Consider the following 13,652-nt stretch of genomic DNA (forward strand, 5'->3'; position numbering starts at 1 on the left):
GGTACACCTTCTTGCAAAAATGGCTTCTTCGCTTCCAAACATTGGGTCTTCACCTTGCGAAAGGAGCAGACGAAATGGCTTCTAATCGTCACTTAGGTCGGATAGTCGCCCTGCAAACTCTGTACGAGCAGGATTTTCGGCGCGAGTGTCAAGACGAGACCTTTGATCTTACCGAAGTAATGGCTCGCAACATAAGTCGTTACGATGAGATGATTGACGATAAGGACTTCATCGAACAATTGGTTCATGGTGTCGATAAGAAAGAGAAAGAGTTGGATGATACTATCCGGCCCTTGGCGCCAGAATGGCCCATTGAGCAAATAGCCCGCATGGACCGTGTTATCTTGCGTATCGGCGCTTATGAACTGTTGTTTGAAAAAGACGTTCCGCCTAAGGTTGTAATCAATGAAGCTGTCGAACTAGCCAAAGCATTCGGCGGCGACAATTCCTCGAAATTCATCAACGGCGTTTTAGGTAGTGTTTTGCGTCAAAAAGAAGGCGAGCCTGCCGAAGCGCCACAACCCCAAAAGGACTAAGAAGAATTAAGATGAAAAGACCAAAGCCAATCGCCGGCTTTAAAAAACTTGTGCATCGGCCTGGTATTCAGGAAGTTGTCCGCGAGCCAACCGCCGGCGGTATTGTTTACCGGCCAAGCAAAAAAAATCCTCAAACTGTCGAAATCCTACTAATCCAAGACAGCAAGGGTCGCTGGACCATTCCAAAAGGCCATATCGAAGAGGGTGAAACTGCCCGCCAGACCGCCCAGCGCGAAATTACCGAGGAAACCGGTCTAAAAGAGATGCAAGTGCTTGATTGGCTTGGCAAAATTAATTTTCGGTATCGCCGGGGCAACAGTCTGGTGCTGATGACTACCGAAATCTTTTTAGTCAAAGCCCAGGGCAACACCGACGAAGTTAAGCCCGAAAAATGGATGACCAGTTTGGGTTGGCTGCCGGCTACCGATGCGCTTGAAAAAATCGAATACGAAGACATCGGTAAGCTGATTTTGATAGCATTAAAGAAAATTAGAACGAATAATCAGGAGAAATAACTGACCAATGGACGTTAGTAAATACCAAGCTTTCGCCGACGATAAGTTCGGCGGAATAGCTAATATCAATCTGTTAATCACCGCCTTTACCCACCGCTCCTATATCAACGAGCACAAAAAGACCGCTGCCGCTCACAATGAGCGTCTAGAGTTTTTGGGCGACGCGGTACTTGAATTAGTTGTCACCGAATTTTTGTATGGCAACTATTCTGAGCCAGAAGGCATTTTAACCAACTGGCGCAGCTCTTTGGTGCGTACCGAAAGTATCAGTGCGGCTGCTGCTCGTGAAGGCTTCGAGCCTTTATTGCGTCTATCGCGCGGCGAAAAACGCGGGAGCGAGCGAGCTCGTGAACAAATTCTAGCCAATTCCTACGAAGCTGTGATTGGCGCCCTATATCTAGATAAGGGCTACGAGGCAGCCAAAGAATTTATCACCAAAAGTTTATTGCCCACCTTCGACAGTATTCTTAAAGAAGGTAGCTGGATGGATCCTAAATCTCGCCTGCAAGAAGTTGTGCAAAGTCGCGATGGCTTCACGCCGATCTATAAGGTGATTAGTGAAGAAGGTCCCGATCACGACAAAACTTTTGTCATCGGCGTTTTTGTTGACAACGAGCTAAAAGGTGAGGGGACTGGACCAAGCAAACAAGCCGCCCAGGTAGCCGCCGCAACGTCGGCCTTAAAAAGCTACCAAGAGAGCCAGTGTTGACAACAGAGGTGCTTATCTGTAAAATAACCAAGACATGTTAGCAATTCGACTCAAAAGAACCGGTCGCACGGGACACGCCCAATTCAGGGTTGTGGTTCAAGACAGCCGTTTTCATCCAACCCGTGGCCGAATAGTAGCCTACCTTGGTAGCTATAATCCTCATAGTAAAGCCACCCAACTAGATAAAGATTTAGTCGCCAAGTATTTAGGTAATGGAGCTCAGCCATCTGATCGCGTAGCTCGCTTACTTAAATCCGAAGGTGTTAAGCTTCCTGATTGGGTAAAAACTAGCGATCCAAAAGAACGCGCTATTCGCAATCCTGAAAAGTTGCGTCGCAACCAGCCTAAAGAAGAATCTGCGCCAGAAGTTGAGGCAACCGCCGAAGCTTCACAGGCCGCCGAAGAACCCGCTCCTACAGAAGAAGCCTCTGCCGAACCCGAGGCTGAAGCTGCCCAACCCGAGGCTCCAAGCCCAGAAGCTGATGTACCAGCCGATGGCGAAACCACAGCCGAGCAATAAAATAAACTCGCCGGCGCTGCGCGCAACATAACGGGTGGTACTCACAAATAATGAATAAATTCCTTATTTGCTCCGTTCCTACGTTATAATAAAATTACCGACTAAACGAAGGAGACTAGTATGGCCGTCAGTATTGACCAGCAATTTATTGAATACATCGTAAAATCTCTTGTAAGTAATCCAGATGCCGTAAAAATTGAGCGTCGTATAGACGAAAAAGGAGTTCTTCTAGAACTCACCGTCGACCCAGAAGACCTAGGCCGCGTCATTGGTAAACGCGGTGCTACCGCCCAAAGTTTGCGTACTCTCCTGCGTGCACTTGGCACCAAGAATGATGCTCGCTACAACCTAAAAATTGTCGACAACGGCGAACCGCGCCCAGCCCGTCAAAACGATTTAGCTGCCAGCGACAATGCGGCAGATGAGCCTGCTACTAACGACGATGCCGCTACATCGGCTGACGAACCAGCTCAACAGGATGACGGCGAACCCGAAGATGTTGGTCGTGCTACGAATGACGACACTGTTGATCACGAGAGTGACGAAGATCGCCCGAGCGCCAGCCTAGCCGACCGGACTCGCGCCGAGCTGGCCGACCTAGACGACCTAGACGTCTAAGCTGTCTCGTGGCCTTATTAGTTTTCGGTGATAATCATTCAGCATTTGACCAATAGCCAACTTTTTGTCAGTACGCATCCAATTAGAGCCAATAGCCAGCTCAAGACCAATTAACGCGACTGTCGCATCGTGGGGCTTTAATTCTGTGCCACTGTTGGCTTCACTCAAGAGCTCTGTTACTCTTTCTACATCGTCCTCAGTAACCTTATCGGTGAGGTCCAACTCCATTTGGTCGACGGCGTCAAAAATGATGTCGATATCATCTTCTGGCTCAAATATGATACTCCCTGAGGTTTCACCTGGTTTCACAGCACTCCTCCTTTTCTCATTGTATAATAACAATTATATGACAATACAAATAATTACTTTGTTTCCGGAGATGTTTGACGGAGTGCTAAACAGCTCGATGCTCTGGAAAGCCCAAAAAGAAAATCTTGTCGAATATAGTCTAATTAATCTGCGCGATTTTGGCTTAGGTCCTAGGGCTCAAGTAGACGATGTGCCCTATGGTGGCGGTGACGGCATGGTATTGATGGCCGAGCCGCTGTTTAACGCCATAGATCATGCGCGCAAAACTGACCCAGACGCGCAGGTGCTTTTGATGACACCGCGCGGCGAGCAATTCAACCAAGAAATGGCCCGTGAGTTTGCAGCTACCGAGGCCGGAATAATAATTATTTGCGGTCGTTACGAAGGTTATGACGAGCGAATCGTTAGCATGGTTGATAAACAAATTTCGGTTGGCGATTTTGTGCTAACCGGCGGGGAATTGCCGGCCATGATAATAGCCGACGCCGTAACGCGCTTAATCCCTGGTGTTTTGGGTGGTGAAACAAGCGCTGAACTGGAAAGTTTCAGCGAGTTGGGCGTTCGTGAACATCCGCACTATACTCGGCCTGAAGAAATCCGCGGATTACGAGTGCCCGATGTGTTGCTTTCTGGTCATCATGAGCAAATCAAAAAATGGCGCGACCAAAACTCTATCAAGAAGAACTAGTGACACACGCTCAACCTCCACTACACCAAAACTTCACCGATCGGTGAGCAAACGAGGGAGACGGTATTTATACCAAGTAGTTACTATAGGGAAGAGCATTCATAAAGCTGTACGTAAGGCTCCAAATCCATTTCGTTTACCAGGTCTTTGATTGATTGTTTGTGGTCTAGGGAGGTAGTCCAAACACTCTTCTGTACTTGTGCGAACTGCCATAATTTTAGGGTGCGTCGGAACTTTGCTCTTGTTACTGCCATGTCTTCGGGAATGTCGAAAATCACCATCAATTTAGCTCCATCAGATAGCCGCTCAGCCACAAATGGTCTTACATTTTTTTGACCCTCGATTGTTAAACGCCAAGCATTAGCCTGTTTTTCTATTAGCTTACGCCGCTCGGCTTCGTAAAGAGCATTTTGCAAAGTACGTTTTTTATAACGAGAGATCTTTTCGAGTTCCTGGAAAAAAGTGTTTGAATCAAACACTAGCAGCATATTTTGACGGCTGTAGGGGATTAGGGCCTTTAGTACAAAACCCATGGCTGTTTGGGGCTGCGGATTGTGATGCCGAACCATAAATACAATATACACCAAAAACTCACCGATCGGTTATTATTTGGGGTAGAGTATAATTAAGGGGACTACTAAGAGGAGGAATATATTATGTTTACGTTGCCAGATTTACCTTATAGCTTTGACGCTTTGGAGCCGCATATCGACGCCAAAACCATGGAAATTCACCATGATAAACATCATGCGACCTATGTTGAAAAACTGAACGCCGCGCTTGAGGGCCACGAAGATTTGCAAAAGATGGACATCGTAGAGCTTATCACTAGCCTAGACAAAGTACCCGAAAATATCCGAACGGCCGTACATAATAATGCTGGCGGCCACGCTAATCACAGCTTTTTCTGGGATGTTATGTCGCCCGATGGCGGCGGCGAACCTGGTGGCGAACTGGCCGAGGCTATCAATAAAACCTTTGGTAGTTTCGAAGATTTTAAAGCTAAGTTTAAAGAAGCGGCCGCGGGTCGCTTTGGCAGCGGCTGGGCTTGGCTGACTTACAGAAATGGAAGTCTGGAAATCTGCAGCACACCAAATCAAGACAGCACAGTCATGGACGACCCCGACAATAAACCGCTGCTTGGCTTGGATGTCTGGGAACATGCCTACTACCTCAAATACCAAAACAAACGTCCTGACTACATAGATGCATTTTGGAATGTTGTAAATTGGCCTCAAGTCGAAAAATACTTCGGTATGGTTTCAAAATAATCATGGCATGAAAAGGCCCGCTCATTTTGAAGGCGAGCGACACGAACGCCGAAGCGTTCGTTGGCCTTTTCATGAGCGGGTCTTACCCCTTGACCTGCTGGAGTGAGCCCAGGTACGCGGTGTACTGCGCCGGCGTCAGCCGGATGTCCACGCGCACGAGGCTGTCGTTGATGAACTTCGGCAGGCCTTCCTCGCTCACCCACGCCCACTCCTTGGTCTTGTAGATATTGGGCGGCGTCTTGCTCAGGTGGCAGGTGGTGTAGGTCCAGAAGTCCTTGCCGGTGCAGGCCCACTTCCGCTTGTCCAGCTCCTTCGTGTTGTGGACGACAAAGCGGACGGCGTCCTTGGCGCCTGCCTTGGGCTGGAACCGCACCTGGTTGTACGGGATCTCCAGGATGTAGCTGCCGAACTTGGCCTGCAGGCTGAGCCTGACGGCCGAGCCCGGCTGGATCTGTCCCGACGTGTGGTTGCCGCCGGCGATCAGGAAGAACCAGGTTGAGCTGGTGAAGTTGCCGGTCGATCCATTGATCGACTGGCCAAGCTTCAGATTCTCCCAGCGGCCGGGATTGAGCCCGGCCGCGCGCAGGTAGTCCTTGGTACTGTAGTACGTCGTCCTGCCAGGACCGCTGGCCTGCACGCCCGCACCTGCGAGCAGGTAGACGATGGCGCCGATGATGCAGCCGACGAAGGTCCAGCCGACGATGGCGGCGACGATGTCGCCAACCTTCGAGGAGCTGGCAGCAGTTTGGCCGCTATACGCGGACATGATCTCTCTCCAATGTCGAGGGACGTGAAAGGTAAAACTTCCAACGCGCTATATTTTACAATATTTAACGCATTAAATCAATTAACCAAGGATATTGACGGCGCGGGCTGTTACTAGAACCACGGTTACTAATGATACTAAAGCTTGGACGCTCATTAGCAGTTTGGCTATATGGGTTAGCGGCATAGTGTCCGTTGGGCTAAAAGCCGTGCTGTTAGTTAAAGATAAGTATAAGTAGTCAGAGAACAAAGGCTTCCAGCTAGTTTGATGGCCGGCCTGCTGAGGAAACTGAAAATGCTCAACGTCTTTGTGGCGATGAGTGCCTGACAGGCCCGGACTGCCCAGTTCCCAATACCACAAACCAAACATAATAATGTTGGTTAAAAAGATAGCCAACGCGCCGCGAAGCAAAGTACGGCCCGGCAAATCGGTGCCATTGATAAGCGCTCCAGCAAGTAGACCCAGCTCAACAGCGTTAGCTAGAGACACTAAGCCGATTAGCAAAAGCGACAAGGTTTTATGTGGTCCGGCTGCATTGCGGTGGCGGCGTGGGGCGGTAAATCCAATTCCAAAAACAAGCAGCAGTTCCAGAATAGCTACAAAATACTTAGGACCAATGCTTAGCTTTTGAGCAATTGTTAATTGTAAGGCTATAGCTACGAGCACGGCTATCTGCGCGTGCCACAGCTCGCTTTTTGTTATGGGGTGCATAATTCGAGTATAGCGCACAGTTTAAATTTTCCCGACAATTCGATATAATAACCCCTGTTGTTTCCTAAGCTAAGGGAAAAGAGCAGCCCGAGCAAAAATCACACTTTTTGCCCGGCGCGATGAGGAAAACCGTAGGTTGTCCTCATAGGGCGAAGCCGTGACAGTGGGGATTGGCCAAGCGGTAAGGCACTGGGTTCTGGTCCCAGGATCGGGGGTTCGAATCCCTCATCCCCAGCCATTTATCAGTTTTAGATATGATAGTAGGTACTTGATCTATGGAAGAACCTAAGTACATTTCTGATTTTTTGGTGGCCAACGCCAAAAACATTCCGAATCAAAACTTTTTGATTTGTCCGGATAAAACGCTCACCTGGCAAGAAGTTTACGATCTAAGCTCGATCGTTGCCGGCTTTATAAACAATCAATTTGGCGGCCAGCAACAAAAAATAGTTAGCCTCATACTGCCCGACACCTGGCAGTTTGTGGTGGCTTCTTTGGGTGTGACCATATCTGGCAATATTTGCTTGCCGATTGATATGAGCTTTAAAAAGCTAGAAGTAGATTCGGTGCTGGAATCTGCTCAGCCGCAAATGATTATTGCTTGCGAAGAAACCAAGCACTTGGCCGGCGATAATTTTGTATTAATTGAAGACATTCTTAAAAGCGACCGGCGTTTAAATAAAATCGAGTATGATTTGCCGCCGAAGCAGCAGCTATCTAGCTTGTTCCTATCTTCGGGTACGACTGGCAAGCCCAAATCGATTCCCAATACGCACGCCAACCAGCTTTGGGACGTCGCGGCCATAGCTGGCCCGATGGGTTGGACCAATGATGACACATTGCTACTTACGCTTCATCTTTCGCATCGCCACGGGTTAATCATATGTTTGCTGAGTGCTATTTACCATGGCAGTACGGTTTACTTAGAAGAGCGCTTTAATCCGGCTCGCGTTCTTGAATTTTTAGAATCGGGCAAAATATCAATGTTTGTTTCAGTGCCAGCAGCCTATGAAAAGCTGGTGGAGTTTGAGCCAGACAAGAAATTTGATTTATCTAAAGTACGGCTTTTTGCGTCTGGATCCTCGGCTTTGCCGCCATATCTATTCGAGGATTTTAAAAAGCGCTTCGGGCACAATATTTTGGATCGCTACGGTACCAGCGAAACCGGTAGCATAGCCTTTAAGCACGATGCTAATTCCGGAATTTTTGATACGGTGCTTGAGGGCGTAGAGCTTAGAGTCGAGCCAGACGGCGAAGTGGCCCTAATATCGCCAGGTTTGTTCCCGGGCTATCTTAATAACCAAGAAGCGACAACCAAGAGCTTGACCAAAGACGGCTGGTGGCTGACTGGTGATATCGGAGAGACTAAAAACGGTAAATTAATTCTAAAAGGCCGCACTAAGGAGCGCATTAATAAAAGCGGCTATTCTATATACCCTCAAGACATCGAATGGGCGCTTAAGCAAAACAAAAAAATCCGCGAAGTTAAAGTTATTAGCACGCCGGTTGAACATCACTTGGACGATAAAGTCTTTGCCTTTTATGCGGGCGACGCCAACGGCCAAGAACTGGTGGAATATTCCAAATTAAATTTGCCCAGGAGCTGGCGGCCTGACGAATTTATAAAAATTAATGAAATTCCCAGGAATGCCAACGGCAAGTACTCATTAGTTAAGTTGCACGAGCTTCTTAATAAGGACTACAAACATTTGCTCTAAACCTACGATTACCCAGCGAATATAAATATTAAATAAAATACAAAAACCTAGTAGCATAAAAATATGAGAGCTTTTTGGGTTTTTATAATCATGGTGGCAGCAATTGTTGGCTGGTTTGGAGGCACTAACAATTCTACTCAAATAGTTCAGGTCAATGATGTTTCTTGGCCGAATTGCGGAGTTGCCTTGCAGAGAACGCAGGCTGGTATTGTGGGCATCACGGGTGGCCTGGCTTTGCGTCCAAATCCCTGTTTGAACCAAGAAGCTTCAAAGTATAAAAACTTGTCCGTTTATATTAATACTGGTTATCCTGGCCCGCATGTCGCGCACCAATTTCAACTTACTCCCAAAGACTGCAGCCCTGGCGACAAGCAATGCCTAGCCTATAATTATGGCTATAACAGTGCGGTTTATGCCATTAAATATTCTTTAATGAACGGCGTTGTTGCTAAAAATTGGTGGCTAGATGTCGAGACCGAAAACAGCTGGGACGGCGATGCCAAGGTTAACCGGGCGGCGTTAAGCGGTAGCTTGGATGCCTTAGCCGGCTTTGTTGGCAGGCAAAATCTGGGTTTTTATTCCTATCCAGGGCAGTGGGATTTGCTGACGGGCAAGTGGCGAAATCAATATCCTGCTTGGGTTGCCACCGGGTCTACCGAACGCCGCGATGCTCAGCTTGCTTGCGATCAAAGCAGCTTTACCGGTGGCCCGGTCGTGCTGGCTCAATACACCAAAACTTTAGACGAAGATTTAGCTTGCTAGCTCAAGCGTAAGTTTTTATTAGTAAACCTAGCGAAACAACTACGCCGGCAACAACGACGATTGCCCTAATATAACTTGCCGGCAAACGCGAGCCATAATTGGCGCCAAGCCAGCCGCCAATAACGTCGCCAATGGCCAGCAGTGGCAATACGTGCCAGGTCACCAAGTGGTGCGAGACAAAATAAGTAATAGCCATCAAATTCATAGAAATCGACGAAAGGTTTTTAAAACCATTCATTTGGTTGATGTCGCTAAAAGAAGTCAGACTTAGGAACGCTAGCAGCATTACGCCATAGCCGGCACCAAAATATCCGCCGTAAATCCCCAGCAAAAACAAGGTGATAGCTGCCGCTGATCCTAAAAAGAGCGGATGGCGACCCTCAAAAGCCTGGCTGGCTTTAGAGTTCAACAGCCCGTGGACTTTGGTATGCAGACCAATTAGGCCGGCGGCCAAAAGCAGCAGCCACGGTACGATGTACTCAAATGTGTTGTTGGATGTATGCCCCAAAAACACCGCGCCGATTTCGCCGCCAAGAAAACTAGGAATCAAAAGAAAAAAGAACTTACTAGGAATCTTTTTTATGGCCCGGCGGTAACCAATCGCCGAACTTATAGTGCCCGGCCAGACCACCAGGCTCAGAGTGGCATTGGCGCTGACAGGCTTTAGGCCCAAACTCAACATTAATGGGTAAAGAAAGATTGCCGCACCGCCGGCAATAGAGTTGAGCGTGCCGGCCGCCAAGCCGCCTAATAATAAAAGGATGCTTTCCATTAATTTATTGCTGGTTCAGCTGGTCCACAAAACCTTGAATTTGACTGAAGTCGTAAATACCGGCTGCCGGGGACAAAGTTGAGCCATCCAGATACGTGCTCACCAAAAGGTTGGTGCCTTTGCCGTCAATGTTATTTAGGCTCACCGATTTAATTTTAGAATCAGGAACTTGCTTAGAGACTTTCGCCAGCCGCCTGATGTTGTTGCCGCTAAAGTCAGTTTGCACGTTATTGCCGGCGGCATCCATGAGGCTGCCAAGCTTAAATGGATTAGTCAAAACACCTAAGCTAGTGGCTTTGTCTTTGACGGCGGTTAGCATCTGGCGCTGATAATTAGTTCGGTCGAAGTCGCTATAGACTCCATAAGCGCCTGGTCCGTCGCCGCGCGAGCGGGCTAATGCTAAGGCCATGCCTCCGTCTAGTTTATCAACGCCGTTGGGCAATTTGAGAGCAGTGTAGGGGTCGTAAACGCCCCTTGGGTCCGAGCTCTTGATCGTTACAGTGATGCCTCCAACCGCATTAACCATGTCACGGAAGGCGCTGTAATTAATCAGCGCGTAATAATCGATAGGTACGCCAAAATCTTGGCTAACTACTTTTTCGAGCAAACCCATGCCGCCCGACGGATAGCCCGATTCGCTAAATTTCTGTGCCTGCCCACACTCGTAAACTGCATTAATCTTACCGTCATCTCCGTATGGGCAGTTGGTTGTGCCGTATTTAACGTAAAGATCGCGGGGAATACTTAGCATATAGCCGGTGTGATCGCGGGTGTTGATACTAACTAACATTATTGAATCGGTAAGTTGAGCGCCGGAGTGGCCGGGATCATCTACGGAATTGCCAGCTAGTAAAATATTAACCCGGCCGGTGTCCTCACCCTTGAGCGGCGAGCTGGCAAACAGACTAAAGATTGTGCAATCGTTGAAAACTTTAGAGCAGTTTTTCTCGAATTTATAACTCAGCCAACCAACCGACGCGATAAACAAAATTAAAACCACCAGAAAAAGTCTTAAAACAACCTTTTTCCAGCCGATTTTCTGCTTTTGGACGGGCAGAGGCTTTGGGGTGATTTCTTGGCGGCGGTTGGCGTGCGCCAACATATTGGGCAGGCTTTTGCCAACGTCAAAATTTTCTTTATGTTTCTGGGTCATTAGGCATATTTTACTTTAGTTGATCTTAGCAAACCATACGGTATATTCTATCTATCAAACCTTAGCCAATACTTATAATAATTGGTATAATTAGCTACAGATGGTGAAAAGTAAAAAAGCTCGAGTGGATTCGGGCGGTGAGCCCAGCCTAGCAAAGGGTGATGGCGCGGTATTTCTAGCCGCGGCATTAGATATGAGTTGGCGGCTGGCGATCGCGGTTTTGGTACCGATTATCGGCGGACATTATTTGGACGAAGCATTTAACAGCTCGCCATGGATTACTGTGGCCGGTTTTGTGGTAGCTTTTGTTGGTGTGATTGGCGTAATGAAATGGGTGGTGGCCGAAAGTAACCGCCGCATTTCCGATTCTGACCAAAAGGGGAGGTCGTAATGTTCCCTCATCTTCTAAGTTTGGCAGCGGCTGACGGTCCGGCTATTAATTTAACCCAGCAAACAGTATTCCATATCGGCTCCTGGGCTATTTCTAACGTTGAGCTGTATGGCTGGGCGTCAATTATTTTTGTAATTATTTTCTTAACTGTTATGGCGCGCAAAGTCACCGTTCATCCCAGGGGCGGCATCATTCAGATAGTTGAAATAGTGGCGGAGTTTATTCGTGGCACAGTAGATAATGCTTTTGAAGACAAGTCTAAGGCCAGGAAGTATTTACCATATTTTGTTACGTTATTTTTCTTTATTTTGAGTGTTAACTGGCTAGGATTACTGCCGATCACCCGCGACGCCTTCCAGAGCCACGGCGCGCCGCTGCTCAAACCATGGACGGGCAGCTTTAACTCAACTTTGGCTATGGCCGCGGTCACTATGCTATTCGTTTACACCATGACGCTGCGCGATTTGGGCTTTAAGCGTTTTATTGGGCACTTCTTCGTCGGTAATCCAAAGAATCCGTTGTTTCTATTCATCGGTTTTATCGAAATGATTAGCGATGCTATACGTGTTATCAGCCTTAGCCTCCGACTTTTTCTCAATGTGGCCATTGGCGAGATTATGATTGCTGTTTTTACCTATCTGGGCGGCGTGTTGGGACCGGTGACGGCACTGCCTTTCTTTTTGATGGAAATGTTCGTACTGGCTCTGCAAGCTTATATTTTTGTCATCCTGTCGATTATGTACTTGGCGGTGGCCGTTAACCACGGCGCTGAAGCTCCTGCCGAAGACTTGACCGAAGAAACTGTTCCTGGAACAATAAAGGCGAGCCCAGAGAAAGCATGAGGTGGGGTAAGACGGCTCTTTTTTAATGTTTATGAATTTTAATAATTAATAACAAGGAGTAATGACAGACATGATCTCATTTGCAGACGCGATCAACACCGCCATCATTGGCAAGGGCCTGATGATTGGCGGCGGATTTATCGGGCCGGCTATCGGCATAGGTATTATTGGCGGTAATTACATGCAAGCGGTTGGCCGTAATCCAGAGGCTTCTAAGTTTTTGGGTCAGGCGCTAATCTTTACGGCGCTGGCTGAGCTTTTCGGGTTGATTGCTTTTGCCTCAATCTTCATCGTCAAATAAGAGAGATTTCCGAGAAAATGCACATTTTGCCCGAAAATTTGCGCTTCAATGCTCACGTACCAATAAGTACGCTGCGCTTCGATGCTCAATTTTCGAACAAACTGCACTATTTTTCAAAAATCTCTAAGTTAATAAGGAATAAATGATTAGTTTAATCATAGAATTTGCGGCCGACTCGGCTAATTCAGGTATTCTAGGACTCGATGTCCACGAGTTTGTAGTGCAGCTAATTACGTTCATTCTGGCGATTTTAGCTCTGATGAAATTCGCTGTGAGCCCGATTAACAAGATGCTGGACGCTCGCCGTGAAACTATTGAAAAGGGCGTATCTCTGGGCGAAAAAATGCAAAAAGACCAGGCAGAGATGGAGGCTAAAGTAGCCGCAGCCTTGCGCGATGCTCGCGAACAGGCCGATAAAATTATTGCCGACGCAGCCGAGCACGGCCGCCAGGCGATCGTTGAGGCCGAGGCTAAAGCCAAAGAAAAGGCTGAGGCCATAATCGCCAGTGGTCAGGAGCGCGTTGAGCAGGATATTAAAGAGGCTCGCACTAAACTAGAAAAAGAATTGTCTGGTTTAGTCGCTGAAGCTACCGAGGCGGTTATAGGCGAGAAGGTAGATGCCAAAAAAGACGCCGCTCTAATTGATAAGGCTTTGCGGGGGCGGGCATGAGTTCTAAGATATCCCGCAGCGAGCTGGTAGTGATTTTAGACAAATTGTCTACAAAACTGCCATCTAAAAAGTTCAGCCGCGAGGTAGCTAACTATCTTTTGAGCGAGAAGCGCACCGGTGAGCTAGACAGCCTGGCTCGTGAATTGATTAACTACCGGGCCGAGAAAGGCGTAGTGGAAGTTACCGCCGTTAGTGCGCGCGCGCTTAGTTCGACGGCGGTCAGTGAGGTGAAGCAGAAGGTTAAGCAGCTCTACCCAGGCGCCCGTCAGATAATTATTAACCAGAGGATTGATGATAGTCAGATTGGCGGTGTGCGGCTGGAGTTCCCCGACAAGCAGTTGGACTTAACTCTGAGAAGCAAAATTAACAAATTTAAACAACAGACGGTAGGTAACTAACT

At 47.9% G+C, this 13,652-nt stretch carries 20 protein-coding genes and 1 tRNA gene; 15 read left to right on the plus strand and 6 right to left on the minus strand.

Going from position 1 to position 13,652, the window contains the following annotated elements; genetic code table 11:
• Nucleotides 1-74: 74 nt before the first annotated feature.
• From nusB to VFT49_00440, 5 genes are all read left to right on the plus strand, one after another.
• Nucleotides 75-536: a transcription antitermination factor NusB gene (gene nusB / locus VFT49_00420; protein HEU5004534.1), complete on the plus strand. Its 462-nt coding sequence runs from the start codon at nucleotides 75-77 to the stop codon at nucleotides 534-536.
• An 11-nt stretch (nucleotides 537-547) separates the two neighbouring features.
• On the plus strand, nucleotides 548-1,051 hold the full coding sequence (locus VFT49_00425) for an NUDIX domain-containing protein (GenBank protein ID HEU5004535.1): 504 nt from the start codon (nucleotides 548-550) through the stop codon (nucleotides 1,049-1,051).
• Nucleotides 1,052-1,058: 7 nt separating this feature from the next.
• On the plus strand, nucleotides 1,059-1,760 hold the full coding sequence (gene rnc / locus VFT49_00430) for a ribonuclease III (protein ID HEU5004536.1): 702 nt from the start codon (nucleotides 1,059-1,061) through the stop codon (nucleotides 1,758-1,760).
• A 34-nt stretch (nucleotides 1,761-1,794) separates the two neighbouring features.
• Complete coding sequence (gene rpsP / locus VFT49_00435; GenBank protein ID HEU5004537.1) at nucleotides 1,795-2,280, plus strand: 30S ribosomal protein S16; 486 nt, start codon at nucleotides 1,795-1,797, stop codon at nucleotides 2,278-2,280.
• 120 nt (nucleotides 2,281-2,400) lie between these two features.
• Entirely contained in the window at nucleotides 2,401-2,898 is a 498-nt protein-coding gene (locus VFT49_00440; GenBank protein ID HEU5004538.1) for a KH domain-containing protein, read from the plus strand.
• Here the strand turns inward: VFT49_00440 and VFT49_00445 are convergent.
• Nucleotides 2,887-3,207: a hypothetical protein gene (locus VFT49_00445; GenBank protein HEU5004539.1), complete on the minus strand. Its 321-nt coding sequence runs from the start codon at nucleotides 3,205-3,207 to the stop codon at nucleotides 2,887-2,889. The genes VFT49_00440 and VFT49_00445 overlap by 12 nt on opposite strands.
• Nucleotides 3,208-3,244: 37 nt before the next feature.
• Between VFT49_00445 and trmD the strand changes: the two genes are divergently transcribed.
• Entirely contained in the window at nucleotides 3,245-3,895 is a 651-nt protein-coding gene (trmD, locus tag VFT49_00450) for a tRNA (guanosine(37)-N1)-methyltransferase TrmD (GenBank protein HEU5004540.1), read from the plus strand.
• A gap of 83 nt (nucleotides 3,896-3,978) precedes the next feature.
• Here trmD and VFT49_00455 read toward each other — a convergent pair whose 3' ends face one another.
• A complete protein-coding gene (locus VFT49_00455; protein HEU5004541.1) occupies nucleotides 3,979-4,464 on the minus strand; it encodes a hypothetical protein in 486 nt (161 codons plus the stop codon).
• A gap of 84 nt (nucleotides 4,465-4,548) precedes the next feature.
• On the opposite strand from VFT49_00455, the gene VFT49_00460 reads away from it, so the two are divergent.
• Nucleotides 4,549-5,166, plus strand: a complete 618-nt coding sequence (locus VFT49_00460) for a superoxide dismutase (GenBank protein HEU5004542.1) — start codon at nucleotides 4,549-4,551, stop codon at nucleotides 5,164-5,166.
• Nucleotides 5,167-5,248: 82 nt separating this feature from the next.
• Here the strand turns inward: VFT49_00460 and VFT49_00465 are convergent, their stop codons facing one another.
• The gene (locus VFT49_00465; GenBank protein ID HEU5004543.1) at nucleotides 5,249-5,932 is read right to left on the minus strand and encodes a hypothetical protein; all 684 of its coding nucleotides are present in this window, start codon (nucleotides 5,930-5,932) and stop codon (nucleotides 5,249-5,251) included.
• A gap of 81 nt (nucleotides 5,933-6,013) precedes the next feature.
• A complete protein-coding gene (locus VFT49_00470) occupies nucleotides 6,014-6,643 on the minus strand; it encodes a hypothetical protein (GenBank protein HEU5004544.1) in 630 nt (209 codons plus the stop codon).
• A 164-nt stretch (nucleotides 6,644-6,807) separates the two neighbouring features.
• Between VFT49_00470 and VFT49_00475 the strand changes: the two genes are divergently transcribed.
• From VFT49_00475 to VFT49_00485, 3 genes are all read left to right on the plus strand, one after another.
• Nucleotides 6,808-6,881: transfer RNA gene (locus VFT49_00475), tRNA-Gln, on the plus strand.
• Nucleotides 6,882-6,918: 37 nt separating this feature from the next.
• Nucleotides 6,919-8,361: a class I adenylate-forming enzyme family protein gene (locus VFT49_00480; protein ID HEU5004545.1), complete on the plus strand. Its 1,443-nt coding sequence runs from the start codon at nucleotides 6,919-6,921 to the stop codon at nucleotides 8,359-8,361.
• Nucleotides 8,362-8,424: 63 nt separating this feature from the next.
• Nucleotides 8,425-9,123, plus strand: coding sequence for a hypothetical protein (locus VFT49_00485; protein ID HEU5004546.1), 699 nt, complete (start codon nucleotides 8,425-8,427; stop codon nucleotides 9,121-9,123).
• A gap of 1 nt (nucleotide 9,124) precedes the next feature.
• Here VFT49_00485 and VFT49_00490 read toward each other — a convergent pair whose 3' ends face one another.
• Complete coding sequence (locus VFT49_00490) at nucleotides 9,125-9,895, minus strand: sulfite exporter TauE/SafE family protein (protein ID HEU5004547.1); 771 nt, start codon at nucleotides 9,893-9,895, stop codon at nucleotides 9,125-9,127.
• A gap of 4 nt (nucleotides 9,896-9,899) precedes the next feature.
• Nucleotides 9,900-11,048, minus strand: a complete 1,149-nt coding sequence (locus VFT49_00495) for an LCP family protein (GenBank protein ID HEU5004548.1) — start codon at nucleotides 11,046-11,048, stop codon at nucleotides 9,900-9,902.
• A 100-nt stretch (nucleotides 11,049-11,148) separates the two neighbouring features.
• Here VFT49_00495 and VFT49_00500 point away from each other — a divergent pair, with 100 nt between their 5' ends.
• The 5 genes from VFT49_00500 (at nucleotide 11,149) to VFT49_00520 (ending at nucleotide 13,650) form a co-directional block, all read left to right on the plus strand.
• A complete protein-coding gene (locus VFT49_00500) occupies nucleotides 11,149-11,439 on the plus strand; it encodes an AtpZ/AtpI family protein (protein ID HEU5004549.1) in 291 nt (96 codons plus the stop codon).
• On the plus strand, nucleotides 11,439-12,281 hold the full coding sequence (locus VFT49_00505) for a F0F1 ATP synthase subunit A (protein ID HEU5004550.1): 843 nt from the start codon (nucleotides 11,439-11,441) through the stop codon (nucleotides 12,279-12,281). Before VFT49_00500 ends, VFT49_00505 begins: the two co-directional genes overlap by 1 nt.
• A 61-nt stretch (nucleotides 12,282-12,342) precedes the next feature.
• Entirely contained in the window at nucleotides 12,343-12,582 is a 240-nt protein-coding gene (locus VFT49_00510; GenBank protein ID HEU5004551.1) for a hypothetical protein, read from the plus strand.
• A 142-nt stretch (nucleotides 12,583-12,724) separates the two neighbouring features.
• Nucleotides 12,725-13,252 carry a F0F1 ATP synthase subunit B gene (atpF, locus tag VFT49_00515; protein HEU5004552.1) on the plus strand — a complete coding sequence of 176 codons (528 nt, stop codon included), beginning with the start codon at nucleotides 12,725-12,727 and terminating at the stop codon, nucleotides 13,250-13,252.
• Nucleotides 13,249-13,650, plus strand: a complete 402-nt coding sequence (locus VFT49_00520; protein ID HEU5004553.1) for a F0F1 ATP synthase subunit delta — start codon at nucleotides 13,249-13,251, stop codon at nucleotides 13,648-13,650. Before atpF ends, VFT49_00520 begins: the two co-directional genes overlap by 4 nt.
• The last annotated feature ends 2 nt before the right edge of the window (nucleotides 13,651-13,652 follow it).

This window comes from Candidatus Saccharimonadales bacterium (assembly GCA_035758565.1).
Taxonomy (GTDB): domain Bacteria; phylum Patescibacteriota; class Saccharimonadia; order Saccharimonadales; family UBA10212; genus DASTXL01.